Annotated in this window: 13 protein-coding genes and 1 tRNA gene; 2 read left to right on the forward strand and 12 right to left on the reverse strand. The window is 47.3% G+C overall.

The features are described from left to right. Window positions 1-20: 20 nt before the first annotated feature. Window positions 21-1205, reverse strand: coding sequence for a redox-regulated ATPase YchF (locus FTO70_RS05630; RefSeq protein ID WP_255334736.1), 1185 nt, complete (start codon window positions 1203-1205; stop codon window positions 21-23). A gap of 178 nt (window positions 1206-1383) precedes the next feature. Here FTO70_RS05630 and FTO70_RS05635 point away from each other — a divergent pair. Then, a tRNA-Arg gene (locus FTO70_RS05635) sits at window positions 1384-1455 on the forward strand. 460 nt (window positions 1456-1915) lie between these two features. Then, window positions 1916-2332: a cell surface lipoprotein gene (locus FTO70_RS05640; protein ID WP_255334738.1), complete on the forward strand. Its 417-nt coding sequence runs from the start codon at window positions 1916-1918 to the stop codon at window positions 2330-2332. Window positions 2333-2629: 297 nt separating this feature from the next. On the opposite strand, the gene FTO70_RS05645 is transcribed toward FTO70_RS05640, so the two are convergent. From FTO70_RS05645 to FTO70_RS05695, 11 genes are all read right to left on the reverse strand, one after another. Next, window positions 2630-5629, reverse strand: a complete 3000-nt coding sequence (locus FTO70_RS05645; protein WP_255334739.1) for a PKD domain-containing protein — start codon at window positions 5627-5629, stop codon at window positions 2630-2632. 1711 nt (window positions 5630-7340) lie between these two features. Further along, on the reverse strand, window positions 7341-8129 hold the full coding sequence (locus tag FTO70_RS05650; RefSeq protein ID WP_255334740.1) for a winged helix-turn-helix domain-containing protein: 789 nt from the start codon (window positions 8127-8129) through the stop codon (window positions 7341-7343). A 410-nt stretch (window positions 8130-8539) separates the two neighbouring features. Further along, window positions 8540-9325: a winged helix-turn-helix domain-containing protein gene (locus FTO70_RS05655; protein WP_255334741.1), complete on the reverse strand. Its 786-nt coding sequence runs from the start codon at window positions 9323-9325 to the stop codon at window positions 8540-8542. Window positions 9326-9459: 134 nt separating this feature from the next. After that, window positions 9460-11397 carry a hydantoinase/oxoprolinase family protein gene (locus tag FTO70_RS05660; protein WP_255334742.1) on the reverse strand — a complete coding sequence of 646 codons (1938 nt, stop codon included), beginning with the start codon at window positions 11395-11397 and terminating at the stop codon, window positions 9460-9462. A 136-nt stretch (window positions 11398-11533) separates the two neighbouring features. Continuing rightward, a complete protein-coding gene (locus FTO70_RS05665; RefSeq protein WP_255334744.1) occupies window positions 11534-13579 on the reverse strand; it encodes a hydantoinase/oxoprolinase family protein in 2046 nt (681 codons plus the stop codon). Between the two features lie 553 nt (window positions 13580-14132). Next, window positions 14133-15101, reverse strand: coding sequence for a cation diffusion facilitator family transporter (locus FTO70_RS05670; protein ID WP_255334745.1), 969 nt, complete (start codon window positions 15099-15101; stop codon window positions 14133-14135). A gap of 375 nt (window positions 15102-15476) precedes the next feature. After that, window positions 15477-16061: an acetate uptake transporter gene (locus FTO70_RS05675; protein WP_255334746.1), complete on the reverse strand. Its 585-nt coding sequence runs from the start codon at window positions 16059-16061 to the stop codon at window positions 15477-15479. 55 nt (window positions 16062-16116) lie between these two features. Then, on the reverse strand, window positions 16117-17502 hold the full coding sequence (gene mtaB / locus FTO70_RS05680; protein WP_255334748.1) for a methanol--corrinoid protein co-methyltransferase MtaB: 1386 nt from the start codon (window positions 17500-17502) through the stop codon (window positions 16117-16119). Window positions 17503-17517: 15 nt separating this feature from the next. Next, window positions 17518-18294 (reverse strand): methanol--corrinoid protein MtaC, encoded by a 777-nt coding sequence (gene mtaC / locus FTO70_RS05685; RefSeq protein WP_255334749.1) that lies wholly within the window; start codon window positions 18292-18294, stop codon window positions 17518-17520. 1120 nt (window positions 18295-19414) lie between these two features. Continuing rightward, window positions 19415-20485 (reverse strand): GTP-binding protein, encoded by a 1071-nt coding sequence (locus tag FTO70_RS05690; protein ID WP_255334750.1) that lies wholly within the window; start codon window positions 20483-20485, stop codon window positions 19415-19417. A gap of 393 nt (window positions 20486-20878) precedes the next feature. Continuing rightward, the coding region (locus tag FTO70_RS05695; protein WP_255334752.1) for a hypothetical protein at window positions 20879-21120 on the reverse strand (242 nt) is incomplete at its 5' end.

Here is a 21120-nt window from a genome sequence, read left to right on the forward strand (position 1 = left end):
GGCTCCTTCATTTCCTGTATTTACTTTGCGGTGGATACGATCTTAATTACATCTCCGTCTTTCATCTCATGCTTTTCCCCTAGCCTGAGCCTGGTCCTGGCATCTACTGCATACAGGAACCGGTTCCCTATTTCAGTGTGGATCTGGTAGGCCAGGTCGTGGCAGGTGGAACCCCGTTTCATGAGGTATGCATCCGGGAGCATATTCCCGTTTTTATCACTCCATTTTCCCTCGTCCTCCACGGGATAGACCACGATCAGGTCCAGGAGTTCGAAGACTGTCCTGTTGATGCATTCCTGGACGCCGGTGCTGCCAAGCCGCTCAATTACCTTGTGGATGGCTTCAAGTCCCTTTTTCTGGGCGGCTGTGAGGTCTTCTTTCAGCAGATCGAAACTCCCGTCGCCGGGGGAGTACTTTATTGCCCCGTTCTTTGCTGCAGACTTCAGTACAAGTTCGGCGGCTGCGCTTGTGGGCACGACTATCCTGTCAAGTTCCTCCAGTTTTTCCAGGTTATTCCGGGGGGCGACATCGGCTTTGTTTGCGGCAATGAGCAGGGGTTTGCTGATTTCCCTCATGGAGTCGCAGAGCCGGATCATGTCCTCTTCGCTCCATTTTACGTGGTCCACCCGGGCAAGCCCGGTTTCCATAAGGGCGGCGTTTACGTGGGATTCCTTTATCCCTGCTCCTGCCAGCTGTTCGGCAATCACGATCTCCAGCTTGAGCCCTTCAGCCTGGATTTTCCTGGAAAGCTTGAACCAGTTCCGCTCCAGGATCCCGTAGAGCCACATGGTAATTTCCCTGTTCAGGAAGGCCACATCTTCGAGGGGGTCATGGTCCCCCACCTCTACGGGATTACCCTCCGCGTCCGTCCCTCCCGAGGCGTCGACCACGTGGATGATCGCCTGGGCCTGCCGCAGCTCGTCCAGGAAAGTGTTTCCGAGCCCTCTCCCTTTGTATGCGTCCGGGACCAGCCCCGCAACGTCAATGATGTCAATCGGGACGAGCCTGACCCCGTCCAGACACTTCCCGCAGGTTTTTTCTTTTTCTTTGCAGGGACACTCCGTCCGCACGTAAGTTACGCCGTGATTGGCATTGATGGTTGTGAAAGGATAATTTGCAATTTCAACATCTGCAAGGGTTGCAGCTTTGAAAAAAGTGGATTTCCCGGCATTGGGTTTTCCTGCAAGTCCTATTGTCATCGACATAAATTATAAAAACGAACTAGTTGCATTTAATCTTTATTGATATTGATGCCAGGGAAACAGGTTTTTCAGGCAAACCCCCGGAAATTCCCGGCCAGGCCGGAAAGGGGCTTCCAGGCTTTCGGGGAATAAACTTTATATCATTGAATGTGCTTATGGATGGTGTTCGCTTGTTCAGTGCGTCCCGGTAGGGTAGCGGATATCCTTGAGGCCTGCGGAGCCTTAGACCTGAGTTCAATTCTCAGTCGGGACGTAATTTTTTATTTTTGATTATTTTTTTGCTCTTTTCTTTCTATCTTTGAATTTGCTTTCTGCCCCTTAGCTTCCGGTTTTTCCTCAAGCTCACTTTTTTGTGGTTCCTTATTAATCAGTTGAAATTATTCATGAACCCCTTATACCTCTTTTCAATCCAAATTCTATAAAATGCCCCGCACGCGTGCCCGGCGGCGCTTCCCCATAAGAAATAAAAAATAGATCAAATAATGTTTTTGAGGCTGTATTCGTACCTGTTATATGACTGAAGAGTGGCTGAAATGGGGGTATGAATGGGGTGAGACGGGAACATAAATAGGAAGCGAAGCAGACAGTTGAAACAGATCGTTAAATGTATATGAATAAATAGGCAAAAGATAATGTAAGATTATTATTGAACCTTAAAAAAGTCGAACCTTATAAAAACTCATACAATGAAGCATGAAGGATAGTGGATGTTTATGAAAGGGAAGTTTTTGGTTTTGTTCCTGGTACTTGCGTTCTTATTTGCCTCCGGCTGTGCGGAGGATGGTTCGGGACCTGCGCCGGGGGAAGATGGTGCGGTGGTCACGGAAGCTGTATCTGAAGAGACCGAAGAAAGCACTTCTGTAGGGCAGGGCGAAGAACACGTTATGCGCCTTGAGTATTATGAAGTGGTTAGACCTTCGGAGCTTGATATCCCGAGAGGGGATACTATTTCCTGGTGGAGCTACAAAAGGCAGGGTGATCTTTATGTGCTATTCAGTGAAGAAGGGCTCTTTGAGGATACGGAACTGTCGTACAGTGTTCCTTTCAGTTATACGTTCAAAGAGGCCGGAGTCTATCATTTCGGTGTGAGAGACGTGCCTGCTATGAACATGACCGTCAGGGTGAGCTGAACAGGTCTTTTTCTGGGTTTGGGGCCTGACGCAAACGTTCCACAGGTTTCCTTGCCCACCTTCCATTCAAAAAAGCTGCCTGTAATTCTTTCGAAAATCACAGGCATATTCTCAGTTGCAGGTTATTTCCAGGGTATTCAGGAGGGGTATATCTTTTTTAACCCTCCTTCATTATTCCCGTTTTTGGCCTAAGTTTTTTCTATTTATAAGCCAGCAGCTTAAAGGGTTTGGCTTACTGGGTTTGGCTTACTGGGTTTGGGTTAAAGGGTTTGGCTTAATGGGTTTGGGTTAAAGGGTTTAAGTGACGGTTATATATGCGTACTTTGTCTCCACATCCGTCCCTTCAGCGCTGCTCACTGTAAGTTTCACTGTGTAGCTTCCGGCATTCTTGTAAATATGGTAGGGCATTTTCCGGGTTGAGGTGTACCCGTCCCCGAAGTCCCATTTCCAGGCTGTCGGATCTCCCGTGCTTTTGTCGGAAAACAAGACCGTCAGGGGTGCATTCCCATATCTCCGGTTTGCGGAGAAATCAGCTTTTAGAAGTCCGGCTGTTTCTTCCACAGTTATGTACCCGTATTTAGTCTCCGTATCGGTTCCTGCCGGGTTGCTTGCCGTAAGTTTTACTGTGTAGCTTCCTGCTTTTTCATATGTGTGGGTGGGGTTCTGCCGGGTTGATGTGTATCCGTCCCCGAACTCCCATTTCCATGCTGTGGGGGCACCCGTACTTTTATCTGTAAAACTTACTCCTAGAGGGGCCTGTCCTGACGTCTTATCCGCGGAAAATTCAGCCTCAGGAAGCCCTGCGGCGTTTTCCACATTTATGTATGAGTCTTTTGTTTCCGTGTCAGTGCCTGCCGAATTGCCCACAATGAGTTTTACTGTGTAGCTCCCTGCCTCTAAGTAAGTATGTTCGGGGTTTTGCCGGGTTGATGTGTATCCGTCTCCGAACTCCCATGTCCAGGACGATGGGTTCCCGGAAGATTCATCTGTAAACCTGACGGTAAGAGGGTTTTTTCCCTCTGTGACATCCGCAGAAAAGGCCGAATCCGGAGATTCCTGGCCGCTTCCCACGGTTATATATGCGTATTTTGTTTCCGTGTCCGTTTCGGCCGAGTTGCTCACCGTAAGCTTTACCGTGTAGCTCCCGTCATTCTTGTAAATATGGTACGGTTTTTTCCGGGTTGAGGTGTATCCGTCCCCGAATTCCCATCTCCAGGAGGTCGGATCCCCTGTGCTCTCATCGGTAAATATGACTGTCAGGGGTGCATTTCCGGCTCTCTGGTTTGCGGAAAAATCAGCTTTTAGAAGTCCGGCTGCTTCTCCCACACTTATATACCCGTATTTAGTCTCAGTGTCTGTTCCTGCCAGGTTGCTTGCCGTAAGTTTTACTGTGTAGCTTCCCGCGTTTTCATATGTGTGGGTGGGGTTCTGCTGTGTTGATGTGTATCCGTCCCCGAACTCCCATTTCCATGCTGTGGGGCTCCCTGTGCTTATGTCGGCAAACCTTACTGCCAGAGGTGCCTGCCCTGATGTCCTGTCTGCAAAGAACCCGGCAGCAGGCGGACTAACTGTTTCTTCTGCAGTTATGTACCCGTATTTAGTTTCAGTGTCTGTTCCTGCCGGGTTGCTTGCCGTAAGTTTCACTGTGTAGCTTCCCGCGTTTTCATATGTGTGGGTGGGGTTCTGCTGTGTTGATGTGTATCCGTCCCCGAATTCCCATTTCCATGCTGTGGGGCTTCCGGTGGATTCGTCTGCAAAAAGGACTGTCAGCGGGGTCTGCCCCACCCTTTTGTCCGCAAAGAACCCGGCTACAGGAGGCTTTTCTACAGGCGAGGGTTCCGAACTCCTGCCTGTAAAAGCTTTGATGCAGACGTTCGAATTTGCATAATTTTTCGTGGCATCGGTCCAGAACTTCCCGTCGGAACTGATATAACTCTCTCCGGAGTTTGCCGTGGCTTTACTGCTCCAGCCGGAGACCGGGGCCTCCAGGGCAATCGGGTAGTAGTAACCCGGGGTGTTGAACTTAACCACCACTGAAAATTTCTGGCCTTCTCTCAGCTGGACTCCGGTTTCCAGGGGTATGGTGTGGTAACCTGCAGCCGGGATTGTCCCGCTTACCGTAAAGGCAGGGCCTGCAGGGTTAAGGGGGCCGTTTTCAGGGTCCGTATAAATATAAATCTCGTACCCGGTGTTCGATCCTGTTGTATAGAAGCTCACGGCGTTGAGGCTTTCTTCGGCTTTTGCGCTGAAGACATTTGCTCCCCAGGCAACGCTTTTCCCATAGCCTGTGGTCCTCACCCAGCCGAGGGGGTCGTACTGGTAAACTTCTTCGTAGTTGTCTGCGGCTTCCGCGGTAAAGATGGCGTTGCTCCGGCCGATCTTCGAATCATAATAGGAAATATAGAAATATCCGCTCTCGCCCCAATAGGTTCCCCAGCTGTTTTTTACTATGAAAGCCCCGTCTCCGGGGGGTACCTGGGAGAATTTATTCCTGTCATAGGAGTCGTCCCAGCCCACGATGGCCACCGCATGGTTGGCGCCCAGGGTGCCTCTATAGTAGTAGCTGTGTTCCAGGGAGTTGTAATCGCTGCTGCTGTAGTACATGGTAGTGTACAGCGTCCCGTAGTTCTGGACTGCCCATTTTATGTCGTCGTTGTCCAGGTACCCGGTCCTGTCTGGAAGAAAAAGGACTTCCTGGACGTGTTTCCGGGCCGGCAAACCGGCAGGCGAGTATCCTGAAGTTGGGGCGTAAGGGTCGTCTTTTTCGTCCACAGGCCCGGTCCAGCGGGCAAGGTATGCCGTTGATTTAAAGTGGTTTCCTCCGTCATCATGTTCGCGGTCGAAACCGTCGGGATATGCTGAGGAAAGTAAGTTTTTCATGTTATTTTCGGAAAAGTCCCTTTCTTCTCCCGGTTTGAGGTATGATTCAAGAGAGGCGTATGTTGCAAAGGCCCAGCAGACCCCTGCAGATCCCTGGTTTTTTACGGAGCTTACCCGGTTCAGGGCCCTGAGGTCATACAGGGCAGGTGCTCCGACATCTTCACCCGCGTATAAGGCAATTTCTTCCACTCCTTCCTGGAAGTCCTGTGTGCTGGACAGGTGGGAAAGGTCCACAGGGGCAGGGACAAGTCCTAGAGTGGGTTCTGCAGCCGGGATTTCAGTGGAAAAAGCGGAGAGAACCGAATACTTTTCGGTTGATGCTTTTTCAACCCGGACCTGCATTCCTTTTGCCGCATTTTCCCGGTATCGGATAAATTCGGGGTTTTCCGGTGCAAGGAAGGTTTCTCCATTCAGCATTTCAATTTCAGGTAATACTGTTTCAGGTGAAACTGTTGTTTCCCAGTTTCCTGAACTTGTGTTTTGTAAAAAAAAGTTTGAATCTGCCGAAGCCAGCGAAGGGCTAAAAATAAAGCAGATTATCAATAATATACTGAGGGTTTTTAATGCTTTTTTCATAGTTTTCCCTTTACAGTTTTTTAGGGTAAGCTTCTTCTATACATCCTAAAGTGGTTAACAATCTTAAACAGTTAAAACAATTCTCAACATATCTAAAAAATGTTTCTTATTGTATATAAATTATTAATATATGTAATTAAAATTCTTACTATGTTACTGATCATTTATTTTATATTGTCCTGCTAAAAAGCCAGCAGGTGCCCTCTAAAATCCAACTCTTCTGTTTCTTTTCCCTCGTTGCCATTACATTAAACTGAAGTGAAATCAAGTGTCAGGTGCCTTGAAAAAAAGAACTTGTGACTTTGCATGAGGTTTTGCATTGGACTGTAAAGCCGGGTAATTCCCCCGGGCAGGGGCTGATCTCCTGAATATAGTGGCTTTTGATTGTGTTAGGGAATAAGATAAAGGTCTAGAATCCGGCTCAAGATCGGGATTTTCTGATTTAACAATTTACTATATTTATTGTGTTCACAGCGAAACTTTAACAATTAATTTTTATTTATTTTAAGATAAATTTTAAAAATGTATTTCAGAGCTTTAGTTAGATATCCTATCTTTTTTGGACAATTTTTTTTAAAGATTTTTGGGTTATTTGGGGGCAGATCTCCTGCACAATTTGCAGGGCAGAGGTTCCATAAGAATCTCTTCGGAGGGATACTGGCAGATCGATTCAAAATTAAATCCTTATTTTTCTGATCCCCCTATCTTCAGTTTCCAGGATGCTTTTTTATTCATGCAAATACACTTTTAAGGCACCCTGAATCCCCTTCTTATATGCCGTTTAGTCATCTCACTGACCTTTTAAGTCATTCCAATACCCTTTTTAGTCAACCAAATATTTTGTGTTATCAATGCATTATTTCAGTCATCAGGATAACTTTTTTAGTTATTCTAATGCCCTTTTCAGTCAATTGGATCTTTTTTGTCCATCTGTATTATTTCAGTCATCCTGATGCCCTTTTTATTCATTCAAATATACTTCCTCAGTCATCGTAATGTTCTTTTTATCCATTCAAATATGTTTTTGGAAAAGGCCGTCTGCTTCGCAGACGGTGAGAGCGCAGGGATCTGAAAAATAGGTCTAAAGAGGTTTTTAGGGGTAACTGAACTATGTGGTTACATTTGCTTTGTCCGGATTAAACCCCAAAAAAGCTGCCATCTGAATACCGTAGAGAGAGCCTGGATTTGGAGGAATGATCTGGCTGGCCTGAGAATTACTTCTCTTGACTGCGGAAACAAAAAATAAATAAAAGCCGGGCTAAATTCCAGGCTTAAATTCCGGGCTTAAATTCCGGACCTAAATTCCAGGCTTAAATTCCGGGCTTAAATTCCGGGCTTGATCCCCGGGGACAAAAACGATGTAATATGACTAATGGACTACAAGAAATTGCAGTACTGTCAAAAGGCAAGCCTATAAAAGAGTAAAACGTACGGAGGGAAAAATTGTTCATGGAATTGAGGGTTTAAACAGACGGCTCTTTTAAGATGTATGGACGGGAATTCTCCTGTTCCGAACTCCCTGTTCTCCGGAAGAATATTCCGGTTTCTTTACTCAAACTCTGGAAATCGGCCTTGCCATGCTCTTGTAATGGTCAAAAAGTTCCTTGCCCCATTTAAGTGCACTTTCATCGAAGCTTACCAGGTTATGGTTGTAGTAGATCCCGCTGTTGCAGAAGAGGGAAAGCGCCATGAAATTTTCCGTGACGATGCTTGAGGCGATTTTCATGTTGTTGTTGTTGCAGACGTAGAGCTTTGTATATTTAAGGTTCAGGAAATGTTCGAGTTCCCGTCTGTAATCGTTCAGCATCCTGTCGTAGACGTATTCCGTAAACACCAGGGTGATTTCCGTACCCTTGGCGGCAAGTTCGATGCAGAGGGACGGATAGATGGGCAGGAAAAAGGACGAGGAGATCATCACCTTTTGGGATTCCGATAAGTGCTTTACCACTTCTTTGGGGTATTCAAAGATATGGTTGCGGTCAGGGTTCACTTCCGTATAATCTCCAAGCTTCCCGATCCGGTCCAGAAACTCCGGAGGAATTGACGTCATGTCCTGGTTTATCCAGTACTCATGGTTTTTATCAAAAACGTTGAATGTTTCGAGAATTGTCCTCATCTTGGGGACCAGAATCTCCCCTATATTTGACAGTTTGTAGAGCCGGTTGTTTTCAACTATAAGGTCGTGCTTCATGAGGATCTTTATCTGGGTCATTATAGGGCTTGACCGAACATCAAGTGTATCTTTGATCTCTTCGATGTTCTTTGGTCCTTCAAGGAGCAGCAGAAGGAGATTTTTCCTTTTTTCCGAAAGAAAGAGAACGTCCAGTAATGATGACTCCATTCTGATTCCCTCTCTCTTTATGTCTCTTCCCATTATATCTAACATTGTATATATATACGATATCAACTACTTTACGATTCCCATGCCTCTACCCCTTTTATGTTATCTTTTTATGTTGTTTTTTGGAGAGATGGCTGTATGGGAATAAACCCGAGGACATCCGGAGAATCCTAAATTCTTTTTATGTAAATCCTCTCAATATATCACTACTATAAAATATATAATTATTTATCATTACCTTTATTTCTCGTGTCCTCGTGAAGAAACCTTACATAAGAATTTCTTCATGCCATTTTTTTACTGTGTTCCGGAAGGTTGAAACTTCGGTTGTTGCCAAAAACCGTTTTGGACTCCATTGTGAATCTTTTCGGGATATTCTTCGTCTCTTGCCATTTTTTTTCAAAACAGAGTTATATCTTATTTACCTGTTTTGAGAGTCTCTTGAAATAATCAAACAATTCCTGTCCCCAGCGCAGGGCACTCGGCTCAAAGCTCATAATAAACTGCTGGTCGAATTTGCCATTTTTATCGAAAAGCCCGAGAAGCATGATCTTATCCGTCACAGTGATTTCGGTAATCCTTATTCCTTCTTTGGAAATATAGAGGCTTACGTTATCCATCTCTATGGCTTCTTTTAGCATTTTGGAGTGCTCGTTTGAGAGGTGGTCCCAGACCGACTGGGTGAAATTAAGGGAAAGTTCGGCATCTTTCCTGCCGAGTTCCACATAAAGGGGCAGGTAAGCAGGATTGAAATAAGAAGCAAATGTTGCCACACGCTTTGAATTCGCCATGCTGTCAATGATTTTCTGGGACGGCTCATAAATGTGATTGAGGTCCGGTTCTATCATGGTGCAGTCCCCGAGTTCGGCGATTCTTTCAAGAAGGTGGCGGGGGATTGAGTTCAGGTCGTGCCCTGTCCAGTAATGGTTGCTCTTTTCCACAACATCAAGAGCGCTGATCAGCGGTTTTACCTTCCTGATAATAAACTCCCCCAGTACGGTGAGTTTATAGACCTTTTCTTCCTGTACTATCAGGTCATTATCTATCAGTTTCTTGATCTGGGGAAGGATGGATGTGGCAGTAACATCAAGTTCGTCCTTGATTTCATCAATATTTTTAGACCCGCTGTCCAGCATTATGAGAAGATTTTTTCTTTTTTCGGAGCGAAAAACCAGGTCAATAAGTGAAGACTCCATATCTCCTTACTTCCTTTATATATTTCCTGCTGTGCCGCCGATCCTTCTTCTCGGCTGGCCGGTTCTTTGACTGTTCGCTCTAATCGGGATTTCTCCGGGATTCTTTTTCAGGCTGCCTTTCCGGACCTTCAATCTCAATCCGGGCCGTCTCCTGAATAGCCCGGAGCACAGACCCCGACAAATGTCATTTTTGTCTCCATCGGGATGTGCTTCCATCCCGGAGGGATGAGGTATTCTGTGCTGGTGTCTATCTTTATTGAACCTTCAGGAAGTCCGAAATCCTTCATCGAGTCACGGATCATCTCTTCTCCTGTTTTCTGGGCATATTCAAGTGCAGTCCTGTACTGATCGAATTTCTTCCTTCCCATAGGGGAAAATACCAGGAAATTCTGGTCCGGTTTGTCCATGGATTGAGGCCTGATCATGATTTCAATTCTTTTGATTCCTTTACCTACAAGAGCTCCCACGGCATTGCCTACGCTGGAGTGCTCCGGGACTATGATGTCCGCATCAATCAGGTCCTTCAGTTCTTCATAATAGGTTTTTACCGGCCCGCCGAGCAGGACAATAGGGATGTTTACCTTATACTGGGCAGGGATTTCCCCTTCCAGCATCTTCTTAATCCCTTCTTTGCCCCGGCCTTCCAAAATAAAGGACATCAGGCTGTAAGCCATGTTAATGGCAATCTGCTTCTTTACTTTTTTGCAGAATGTGTGGACCCCCATATGGGTAAAGCGGGAAAGCTTTCTGGCTCCTATCTGTGCGGTTTCTACATCCCATTCCGTGTATTCTCCCAGGACGTGGAGGGCATCCGTAGGGGTGAAGCCTATGCCCTGAATCACCCGCTGCTGGATCAGGGAGTCGAGGACGGCAGGGGAGGGAAATCTTTTCATTTTATTCAAGATTTCATGGACTGAAAGGGGCTCGTCTCCTATCACTTCAAGTAGTTTTGTCTCACTTTCTGTGGGGTTAACTGGCATCTGCCCTGTCCGGACAAAGAACTTGGTCGGCTGGATATGCTCGTTTAGCATTGTCCTCAGGGGTACAGGGTTATTTTCCAGCTTTTCTTTGAAATTCGGGTACTTTATCGCAGCCATACAGAGGGGCATGACCCTTCTGGGGCCTATCCTCACGCACTTCTTGATCCATACATGGCTGTCTCCTCCAGTTGCGGAGCTTTCCGTCCGGATTGCCTTTACCCTGGTCTGCCAGTCCCCCACAACAGCTCCTTTTTCGCAAAGCTCAGGGATCCCGTTTTTTATTATGGAAACGTCCGTGCTGGTCCCTCCCACGTCGATTACGGCACAGGTATCCAGCCCGGAAAGGTGGGACGCTCCGACAATACTTGCTGCAGGGCCTGAAAAAATGGTTTCGATGGGGTGCAATTTTGCTCCCTTGATATCTATGACAGAGCCGTCGCATTTCAGCATGAGCACTTTGGCGTCAAGGTTTCTCTCCCTTATTTCGGTAATAATGGAATGGATAAACTGGTAGGTGATGGGGATCAGCTGGGCGTTTAAAACTGCGGTTGCTGCCCTTTCGTAAGCTCCAAGTTCCTGGGAAAGCTCATGCCCGCAGACTACGGGGTGGCCGGTAAGTTTTAGGATCGTCTTCTTTATCCTCAGTTCGTGTTCCGGGTTCCGGGTACTGAAATAAGAAGAAACGGCAAATGCGGAGACTTTCTTTTTCATGCTCATTGCGAACTGTTCTACCGTGGTAATGTCCAGGGGCTGGAGTTCTTCTCCGTTACTGTCATGCCCACCTCTCACGGTTATACAGTACTCGGCAGGCAGCTCCTTAGGTACGGTGTAGTCTCCTACAAGGATCAGGCCCACAGGATACCCTGTCCTTTCCAGAATCGTATTGGTTGAGAGTGTTGTGGAAACCGAAACAAGTTTTACTTTCTGAAGGTATTCCGGATTTAACTTCTCTATCGCATTTCTAATTCCGGTCATAAGGTCCGGATAGGTGGTAAGTGCCTTACTGGTATCAAGGATCTTGCTGTCCGAATCCCTCAGGATTACAGCATCGGTGTAAGTTCCACCTGCGTCAATACCCAGACTATATTGCATATTAAAACAGCCCCATTTTTAGCGTTCGTTTCCTGGGCGATCCAGTTCGTTTTTAGATGGTTTTACTAAATTACGGCCCATGGGATATATATCTCTGTTTATTATTTGAGTTTTTAAATTCTATCTCTTCATTCTGTCAGCCCACCAGGAGGTTTCTGGGGACTCCAACCCCTACAAACACGATTTTAGTTTCCAGGGGGATTTCAGTCCATCCTTTCGGAGCCAGGTGTTTTTTGCTGACATCTATCCTTATATTCTCTTTTTCAAGTCCTGCATTGATCATGTAATCCATAACAAGCTGCCTGCCAAGTTTTTCTGCGTATTCCTGGGCCTCGCTGTGCACATCGAATCTCTTTCTGCCGGCAGGGGAAAATACCAGGAACTCGGTTTTCTTTTCCTTTTTCAGGGTGTCTTTTATTACTTCACTTTCCTGAGTTCCGGATCCTTCACTTACAGAGGTTTCGGATTCCACATTTTCGGACTCCACATTTTCCGGGTTTTCTTCCCCGGCCGAAACAACCCTGGTTTTTATGAGAATCTCTACTCTCTTGATCCCTTTTCCCACAAGGGCTCCTACGGCATTGCCAACATCGGCATGTTCCGGGACCCTGAAGTCGGCATCTATGAGTTTGCTCAGGTCTTCGGCGTATGCCCCTACGGGCCCGCCCAGAAGAATTACCGGGATTTCTACCCTGAAGCGGGTGAAATGCCCTCCTTTAAGTACCCTGTCAATCTCGTTTCTCGGCATCCCCTGCACGAGATAGGCTATCAGGTCTTCGGCAATATTGCGTGAGACCCTCTGCTTCACATCGGCACTGAGCTCTTCGGGGCTCTGTTTCAGCATTTTTCCCAGCATTGAAGCCCCGGCCCTTGCAACGTCGGTGTCCCATTCGTTATATTCCCCCAGCACGTGCAGGGCATCCGTGGGGGTAAAACCTATTGCCTGGATCAGCCGCTTCTGGACAAGGGAATCCAGGGCCATGGGGGAAGGGCGTTTTTTCAGTTTTATGAGCAGGTCCCCGAAGGATACGGGCTCTTTTTCTATATACCTGTAGATTTCCCGTTCCCTTGGTTTCAACTCGATAGGGGGAAAGTCCGTACGGACAAAAAATTTCGTAACCTGGATGTTTTCACAGAGGTATCCCTTTGCAACCCGGTTTTGCTTTAACTTTTCCAGAAAGCCAGGGTAAATTCTCGAAGCCCTGCAGAGGGGGATCACCCTTCTCGGGCCCACATGGACCCTGTCGTTCTTTATCCATACATGGCTGTCTCCCCCGGTTGCCGAGGTTTCCATGCGGATGGCTCTCACCCTGGTCTGCCAGCCCCCGACTACCGCGCCGGTGTTGCTGAGTTCGGGGAGACCGTTTTGCATCATGGCCACATCCGTGCTCGTGCCTCCCACGTCGATTACGGCGCAGGTTTCGAGCTTGCTCAGGTGGGAAGCCCCAACAAGGCTTGCTGCAGGCCCTGAGAAAATGGTCTCGATGGGTTTTTCCAGGGCTTCTTCAATTCCCACCACGGAACCGTCGCATTTCAGCATCAGCAGGTTTGCGTCAATTCCACGGCTTTCAGACTCTTCGATAATTGACTGGATGAATTTGTGGGTGATCGGGATAAGCTGTGCGTTCAAAAAAGCCGTTACAGCCCTTTCATAAGCCCCCAGGTCCTGGGACAGTTCATGTCCGCAGACAACAGGGTGCCCGGTTAGTTCCTTTACAGCTTTTTTGACATCAAACTCGTGTTCGGGGTTTCGGGTACTGAAGTAGGAAGAAACCGCAAAAGCCGAAACCTTATCCTTTACCTTCAGGGCAAATTCCTCAACTGAAGCCAGGTCCAGGGTCTTTAACTCTTCCCCGTCGCTGTCATGCCCTCCGGATACGGCTATCCAGTAGTCGCTCGGGAGGTCTTCGGGAATCACATAGTCCCCTACCATTATCAGCCCGACGGGAAAACCGGTGCCTTCCAGGATCGTATTTGTGGAAAGGGTTGTGGATACGGATACGAGTTTTATGTCCTTCATGTATCCGGGGTCCAGCCTGTCAATTGCATTTCTCATTCCCGGCAGGGGGTCGGGATAGGTTGTAAGCGCCTTGCTGGATTCGATGACTGATCCGTCTGAATCTCTTACGATAACGGCATCCGTATAGGTGCCCCCTGCATCGATTCCAAGACTATAATGCATTATTATGAACCTCTTTTGTAAACTTGGTTTTGACTTCTCCAGGCTTCTCCCATGGCTTTTAGATTTCGGAGAATCATATTTATCTTATAGATGAGTTTGTGTCCGGATTGCAATAAAGCCAGGTGCGCTTAAAGCCCGCAATAATTTAAGCTTGAATAGTTGTTAAAGTATGTAGTAGCTAATTGGATAGTTGTTTTTTTGTCAGTCACTCTTGCGACTGAATATTTTTTGTTTTTTAAGCCCGGATAGTCATTGAAGCCTGTGCGGGAGTTAGTCATATAGTGATTTAACCTGTATTGCCTGTTTGAATTGAGATCGTAAGTTTGAATTGAGATCGTAAGTTTGAATTGAGATCGTAAGTTTGAATTGAGATCGTAAGTTTGAATTGAGATCGTAAGTTTGAATTGAGATCGTAAGTTTGAATTGAGATCGTAAGTCTTAGAGGGATATGCGGGCAACTTTAAAATTTTTTTCTATCTGAAGTTTTATCAGCGTCAATTATATTCATATTATTATTTTAATCTTTGGATACTATTCATCTACATGGTTTATTTCACATTGCTGTTTTGTTTCCTCCCTCTTCTGCAAGCCCGTTCCTGAACCGGTTCCGGTTATGGATGTGACAGTTCCTTCCGGGGTCAGGTTCTGCTTTTATCAGGGTGTAAGTCTCGGGTCCGCAGGCTTTTTTCAATCGGGATTCAACCCTTTTTGAGATCTCTGCTGCTTCCTGGACGTTCAGGGTTTCATGTACGCTGATGCAGACATTTATGGCAATGCCTTTTCCGATCTTCCGGGTTTTTAGCTCGTGAGAAGCAATAACTCCTTCAGTTTCGTCTATTATTTTCCTTATTTGCCGGTTGCTTTCTTCGTCAAGGGAAGCTTCTATCAGCTCATCGACGGTTCCGTAGAGAAGTTTGGCCGAAGTTCCGAGGAGATAAAGGCTCACCAGCACCGCAGTAAAGGAATCGGCTGCATCCCACCCATTCCCGGGAAGGAACGTGCACCCGATTCCGAGAAGAACAACACCCGAAATGAAGGTGTTTTTGCCGGGGAGCTGGAAGCTTGCATAGCTGCTGCTGTCAGGCCCCAGGCCTCTTCTCCTGCTGATACGGAGGAAAATTTCTCTTGATATGAAAGCCCCACCTGCTACGACGAGTGCAATTGTTTCAGGAGTTCCCGGCTCTTTTTCATGTATAAATAGAAACAGCTCTTCAAGACCCAGGGAAAAGGCTTGAATTCCGGTGATAAGAAGTAAGAGCGCTCCTGCTCCCACACAGAGGGTTGCAACTTTTCCGTGCCCGTAATTATGGCTCTCGTCTTTGGGCTTGCTGGCTATGCAAAGGTCAAGGAGCTTCACGGATTCGGCCAGGAAATCCGAAAAAGAACGGACAGCGTCTGCCAGAAGTGCGGTACTGTTTCCAAAAAGTCCCGCGAAAAATTTTAAAACTGTAAGCAGAAGGCTTAAAAAAAGTCTGGTGTATGATATTCCCCGGGCCCTATTCAAGTTTTTGTCCGCTTTCATTTAGAACTCACCTTCTAAATTTTCGAATCCTCCCTCGTGAAGCGGACCCTTCTAAGCCGGGTCAGTAGAATGATAAGGGGGAATGTGGGGATTTAAAAAAAATTAAGTAGATCCTCGAATGACGACAGTTTTCTTGAGCGCGGTACGATAATGCAGCGTTTTTTACTTACTTAAGAGAGCAACAGATTGGTTTAGAGAGGGTTAATTGGAAACACAGATCCTGAGACCCGTGTTTCCAATTCAGGGTTCTATTAGGGATATCTTTTCTGTTTTTTCCCCTGCCGTTTTTTTGGTTTTTATGCAGGTCTTTCGAGGTCGCTATTAATCCTTTGTAGTCGTTTTTCCAGGATTTTGTATGCTGTTACCAGTTTATCTTCAGAGTGGAGCCACCGTCTTTCCGTAGACATTGTTCAGTACTATGGATAACGCGGTGTAGAGGGCGCCAAGGCCCATAATAAGTCCGACAAAGCCAGCCACTACAAGCAGCCCGGTGCTTCCGGTTGCGTTTACAACGGCCAGCAGCATGAATAATATAAATAACGTCACAAATACAAACTGAATGGCGCGGACTCCAATCTTCATCGTAGCAATCAGCATAACAAAGGTATACACGCCCCATACTGCGAGGTATGCAGCCATGGCAATGGAAGAGGGGGCCTCAACCCAGCCAAGGGCAGGCATAATGATCAATCCGGCAAGTGAGAACCAGAAGAGTCCAAAAGCCGAAAATGCAGTGCCTGCAAAGATGTCTCCTTTTTTCCAGGCCATGATCCCTGCAAACACCTGGGCAAAGCCTCCCAGGAATATTGCCATGGATACGATCATGGACCCTACAGGGTATACACCTATGTAACTAAGGCTCAACAGGACTGCAGACAGGCCGAGACCGGTAAAACCGAGCGGGGCGGGGTCAGCAGTCTTGTCAAGGATTAAAGTGGCAACTCCTTCGTTTTGTGTCATTCAATATCCCCCTGAAGCCAGTTTTTCAAAAAATTAAAAAAAAGAAGTTTAGAGTTTAAAGCCCGTAGTTTTCGGGCCTGAAAACTGCAACTTCTTCTTTGAACCTGGTCAGGCAGTCACTCATGAACTTGTTGCTGTCGTCCGTGAGGGCTTCAAGGTCAGCCTTAACCTTTGCAAGAGCATTGGTTTCGAACCTTGTGAGTCTGAGCTTGCCGGATGCGATACCTTCTTCGACAATGTTGCAGCATTCGACTGCAGCGTTCTTTGCACGGAGGTAGTTGTCGCTTCCATCCTTTGCGATTGCCTCTCCTACTCTGTAGGCGTTGTCGTAGGCAAGCACGTATCCCTGGGGGTCTCTGTATTTGTCAGAGAGGGCGAGAATGTCCCTGAGGTCCTTTGCCTTCCCGAGTTTCAGGGAGGTGTTCATCATGGAACAGTCGTATGCGAGGGACTCGACCCAGCACTGAACGGTGGTACCGCCGAATTCACCGTGGTATTCAACGGATTCGTTGGACCACAGGTCACAGCACTGCATGGTCAGGTTACCCATCAGGTCAGAGTGGGCACAGGTTGAGGTCTTACCTTCCTGAGCAATCGGAACACCTGAGATGGATTTGATGATGGTGTTTTCGTATCCGCAGTCCTTACCCGGGCCGGTTGCACCTGCTTCGTATGCACAGAGGGACCTTGCTGCAGAGATTGCCCTTGCAACGATTGCGATGGTGTGGGCAAGGTTCTTGTCAAGGAGGCCGCCTGCGATGAACATTGCAGTGTTTGCCTGGGCACAGTCTGTGTCACCGGCTGCAACTACGCCGTTCTTCTTTGCGATTGCTGCAATGTCAGACCAGACCATTTCCATGTCCATGCTGCCGAGCACACCGATACCGAAGAGGATACCTGCGGTGTCGTTCCTGAGGATGGAGTAGTCGAAGACTTCCTTACCACCCATGCTCTCAACGGAAAGCAGGTCAGCACCGTTCTGGGCGCACTGTTCAAAGGCTTCCATGAAGGTGTTGTACTTGTCTCCTCTGAGCTGGAGGTAGTCACGGTCTTCACGGATGTCACCGATGGTGTGGCGGAGTGCGCACTTTATGCCGTATTCATCGTGGTATTCTTCCATGATGGTCTTCTGGGCGTGTGCAACTGCTGCTCCCCAGTCGGGGTTGTTGGACATCTGTTCGACGTGTTCGGTTTCAAGCACTACAGAGGGTGCACCGATCTGGACCATCCTTGCCATTGCGTCGGTTGTGATCCTCTCGTATTCCTTTACGAGTTTGTCCTTGGACTTGCCTGCCTGGGGCCTTGGGGCGTAGTTCAGTTCGGGGGTTGCATAGCCTGCACCGATCTCGAGGCCAAGTCCTGCCTTTACGGGGAACTTTGCATTCCCGAAAAGCATGTCGTCTGCTTTGGCATAAGCCATTGAAGTGTATTTCTGTACCATTCTTGCTCCCTCCGATTAGTGCTTGTGGAATTCCTCTCTTAATTTTTCAATTTCGGTACCGTTCGCATTGATGAAGTCAGCGATCTTCACTGCGTCTGAGGCTTCTTCACCGTAGACACCAAGGTCATACTGGGAAACGAAGTCCTGGTTCACAGCACCGCCACCACATGCAAAGGGCATTTTTATTCCCTTTTCGAGGAGCTTGTCGTTGATTTCCTTGAATGCGTACATGGTAGTTGTCATGAGGGCAGTACCTGTAAGCAGCATCGGCTTCTCTTTTACGACTGTCTCGATGACTTCGTCAACAGGGACGTCTCTGCCGAGGTCGACTACGTCGTAGCCGGCTGCTCTGAGGAGGGCAGCAACAATGTTCTTACCGATGTCGTGGACGTCACCTTCTGCTACGTGGCAGACGACCTTGCCCTTGGGCTCGGGTACTTCGGTGGTCTGGGTCTTGCAGAATTCAATGCCGTTAAGCATTGCGTCAGCAGACATCATAACGTTCGGGAGGAAAATGATACCATCATCGTAGAGCTGGGAAACAACACCCATTCCTACCATCAGGGCATCGTTGATGAGGTCGATTGGGTTCTTTCCAGCAGCGATTGCGGCTTTAAGTCCGTCAACTACATCGTCTTCTTCACCCTCATAGATTGACTTTGCAATCGGGTAGATAAGTTCATCCTTCGGATAGAGCTCTTCTGCTGCTTCGTCAGGAGTCATTTCCTTTTCGAGGGCGACGTTGTAGCGTACTAATATGCCATCGATGTCTTCCAGTTTCAAATCCAACATATTTTAACCTCCATTTGAAAGATTAGATCTCGGATCCGCTCAGATCCTTGATTCTGCAAGTTGCGTGCTCCTTATTAGAAATGTGAACGAATTCGAAAACCTCCAGATCGAACTCCTCACATTGAGGGTTTGCATAACTTCCTGGTGATGTGCCAGACCAGCACCAATGTGCTGATATTTTAAGGCCCGTTCGTTTCCCGGTTTTCAGGCACCTTCTTAGAATATTTCGTTTTTCAGGCACCTTTCAATAAGTTCCGGTTCCTGGCACCCATGGGATTATATATAGATCAGGAACTCCTTCTTTTCCGATCTTTCGTATCCCGGTGCCTTTTGGGCCTTTTCTCTTCCCAGTGAGTTACAGGGTTTTAATCCCTGATTATTCGGGACTGCACTTGCAAATGACAGTTGGATTTAATTGCATATACCTTCACCGATGCTAATTTTTAGGCTCCTGTAATTTTATAATACTTCACACAAATTTCCATGTGAATGATTTAATAAAAAAGAAGTAGGTTTTTTGCTTGCATTGATCTGATCAATGCCTTTAAAATTTGCAGGGCCGTTGTTCTCCTGTCGGGGAGAATTTATTGCTGCAACGGGGGGTCTGAATTCCGGGGTTTTCTCCAAACTCCGGGCTCACTCAAGTTTAATTGTTTTTCTTCCGGGAGATCCATGCCGGCAAAATCAGATGTTCAAGTCTTTTTTTTGAAAGCGTGCAAGTGAAATGAACCTTTCGGCAATCTTCCAGGAGATGCCGGGTATTTCTCCCGCTTTTCGGAATAACAGGAGAAAGCTTTCAAAATTCAACTCCGTATTTTTTTCCTTAATAAGGTGGAAGTCAATTTTTTGCCGTTTTTCTACCCGTTTTTTTGGCTTTTGTTGAACTTTGCCCTCTCAACTTATTATGTCTCTGTCCGGATTTTCTTTCTCTGCAGCAAGCTTTTGGACTGCTGCCCGCGTGAAGCCCGTTTCTTCTACCTGGCTGAAAGAGTTCCGTGAAAGAGTTACGTTTTTCTTTCAGGGGAGGGGAGTTCCCTGTACAGGGGGCGATGACCTTTTTATTATATTTAAACTTTTCGCGTGCCGGCCCGGGGCTTTCCTGAACCGGAAACATATTTCCTTAAAGCCCTGCCGGCTTAAAAGGCCCGATTGATACGGGGCTGTGTCCTCTGTGGGTTTTATGCTCCTGTTTTTTGAATGATATCTGCCGGTTTCCGAGCCCTCCGCACACCGCTGCATCTACGGCTCTGGCAAGTTCTTCCCGAGGCACGGCTGTTACGGCAGAAAGCACCTTTATCCGTGAGCGCGGATTTCCCTCTTTTTTAAGGACTTCAAGTTCGGGATTTTCATGGGCTGCGGTTATGCTCCCCTTTACAAGGGTCACGCCATGGGTGAAGGAAAGCTTGATATGGCCTATGAATTCGGGGTTCAGCTCCCTGGCCCTGTTTCTTATGTCTTCCAGGATCTGCCCGGAAACCGAAACCGCTGTTTCAAGGGGGATTTCCGGGGATGTTATTTCGAATTCCGAGGAATAGGCCGAAACCCCTGACATGTCGACCGAGTTCCTTGAAGCTGAAACATCCTGTTTCCTGCTGCTCTCTCCAAGCATTTCCAGCAGGGTGCCGAGGGTTTCTCCTCCTGTCCTGGCTGAGAAATGGAACATCCTGGCTTTCGGGTTCAGTTTGCGCAGGAAGATGCAGATTTCAAGGAGCCTTTCCTGTTTAATAAGGTCGACTTTGTTTATGCCCAGGATATCGGCTTCTTCAATCTGGTTTCTCATGAAATTCTGGAGCTCTTCCGGGTCCGTGCTCAGGCGGTTGGCATCCACCAGGTTCACTACGGGGGCAAAGGAAAGTCCGGGAAGGGCCATGCTTTCGATATTGTTTTTTATTTGCCTGGGGAAGGCTATTCCTGTGGGCTCTATTATAATAGTGTCCGGGCTGTATTCTGCCATCAGGCTTTTCAGGGTATGCTCCATGCTGATCCTGAGGGTACAGCAGACGCAGCCGCTTGTGATCTCCCGGGTCTCAATCCCGCCTTGCGAAATTGTGTCCCCGTCAATCCCGATTTCCCCTATCTCGTTGACTATGATTGCAGTTTTCTGTCCCTGTTTTCCCAGGTGTTCCACAAGTTTTCTTATTGTTGTGGTTTTTCCGCTTCCGAGGAACCCACCGATTATCATGCACTTCATGGCTTTGCCACCTTCTATAGGTTTTATCCGCAGGAATTGAAAAGCGTGAGACGACCGTAAATTGGTTTGATAAGACCGGTTTGAGCCCCTCTCCTGCCCGGAGGATTCAGGCAGCAAGTGGGGACTTCCGATCCATTTCCGTTTTTCAGGACTATCAATACTGCTTTCAGGCCCTTAAAATGGCAAAAGGGTCGGATAAAGCAGATTCCTCCTGTTTTCCGTTCGGTGCTTTTCCTTGCCCGGAGGTACAGGGCACGAAAGCACCTGACATTTTATCTCCGGTTTCTGGCAGGCATTTGCCCGGCAAATGGCAAAGCCGGGTCTTAACCGCTCTTTCCGGGGATTTTGTGGATCTAGACTTTCTTCTTCCCGGAGGGCACTTAAATGGCAAACTTATGCCTGTCCTGGAAGGCGTTGCAGGTCTAACTCACTATCTGGGGGATATGATAACAATGCCCATTGAGAGAGGGATAAAGGCATTGTCATCAGCGTGATTGATTTTTTAATTTTTATTCCTGATTTCCGTTTTCTGATTTTTTTTCCGGCTTTTTCCGCGTACTCATTTTTCATTTTCTGGGGACTATCTCGTCTACCCTGAGTACGTTCCTTGCGGTTTCTGTTCCCGCTATTATGGC

It is taken from the genome of Methanosarcina sp. KYL-1 (assembly GCF_024372725.1).
In the GTDB taxonomy this organism is placed as follows: domain Archaea; phylum Halobacteriota; class Methanosarcinia; order Methanosarcinales; family Methanosarcinaceae; genus Methanosarcina.

Coding starts and splice junctions, on each gene's coding strand:
- FTO70_RS05645 (WP_255334739.1), bottom strand. CDS start 5,629: ATGCTGAATGGAGAAACCTTCCTTGCACCGGAAAACCCCGAATTTATC.
- FTO70_RS05630 (WP_255334736.1), bottom strand. CDS start 1,205: ATGTCGATGACAATAGGACTTGCAGGAAAACCCAATGCCGGGAAATCC.
- mtaB (WP_255334748.1), bottom strand. CDS start 17,502: ATGGTACAGAAATACACTTCAATGGCTTATGCCAAAGCAGACGACATG.
- FTO70_RS05650 (WP_255334740.1), bottom strand. CDS start 8,129: ATGGAGTCATCATTACTGGACGTTCTCTTTCTTTCGGAAAAAAGGAAA.
- FTO70_RS05675 (WP_255334746.1), bottom strand. CDS start 16,061: ATGACACAAAACGAAGGAGTTGCCACTTTAATCCTTGACAAGACTGCT.
- FTO70_RS05670 (WP_255334745.1), bottom strand. CDS start 15,101: ATGAAAGCGGACAAAAACTTGAATAGGGCCCGGGGAATATCATACACC.
- mtaC (WP_255334749.1), bottom strand. CDS start 18,294: ATGTTGGATTTGAAACTGGAAGACATCGATGGCATATTAGTACGCTAC.
- FTO70_RS05660 (WP_255334742.1), bottom strand. CDS start 11,397: ATGCAATATAGTCTGGGTATTGACGCAGGTGGAACTTACACCGATGCT.
- FTO70_RS05640 (WP_255334738.1), top strand. CDS start 1,916: ATGAAAGGGAAGTTTTTGGTTTTGTTCCTGGTACTTGCGTTCTTATTT.
- FTO70_RS05665 (WP_255334744.1), bottom strand. CDS start 13,579: ATGCATTATAGTCTTGGAATCGATGCAGGGGGCACCTATACGGATGCC.
- FTO70_RS05690 (WP_255334750.1), bottom strand. CDS start 20,485: ATGAAGTGCATGATAATCGGTGGGTTCCTCGGAAGCGGAAAAACCACA.
- FTO70_RS05655 (WP_255334741.1), bottom strand. CDS start 9,325: ATGGAGTCTTCACTTATTGACCTGGTTTTTCGCTCCGAAAAAAGAAAA.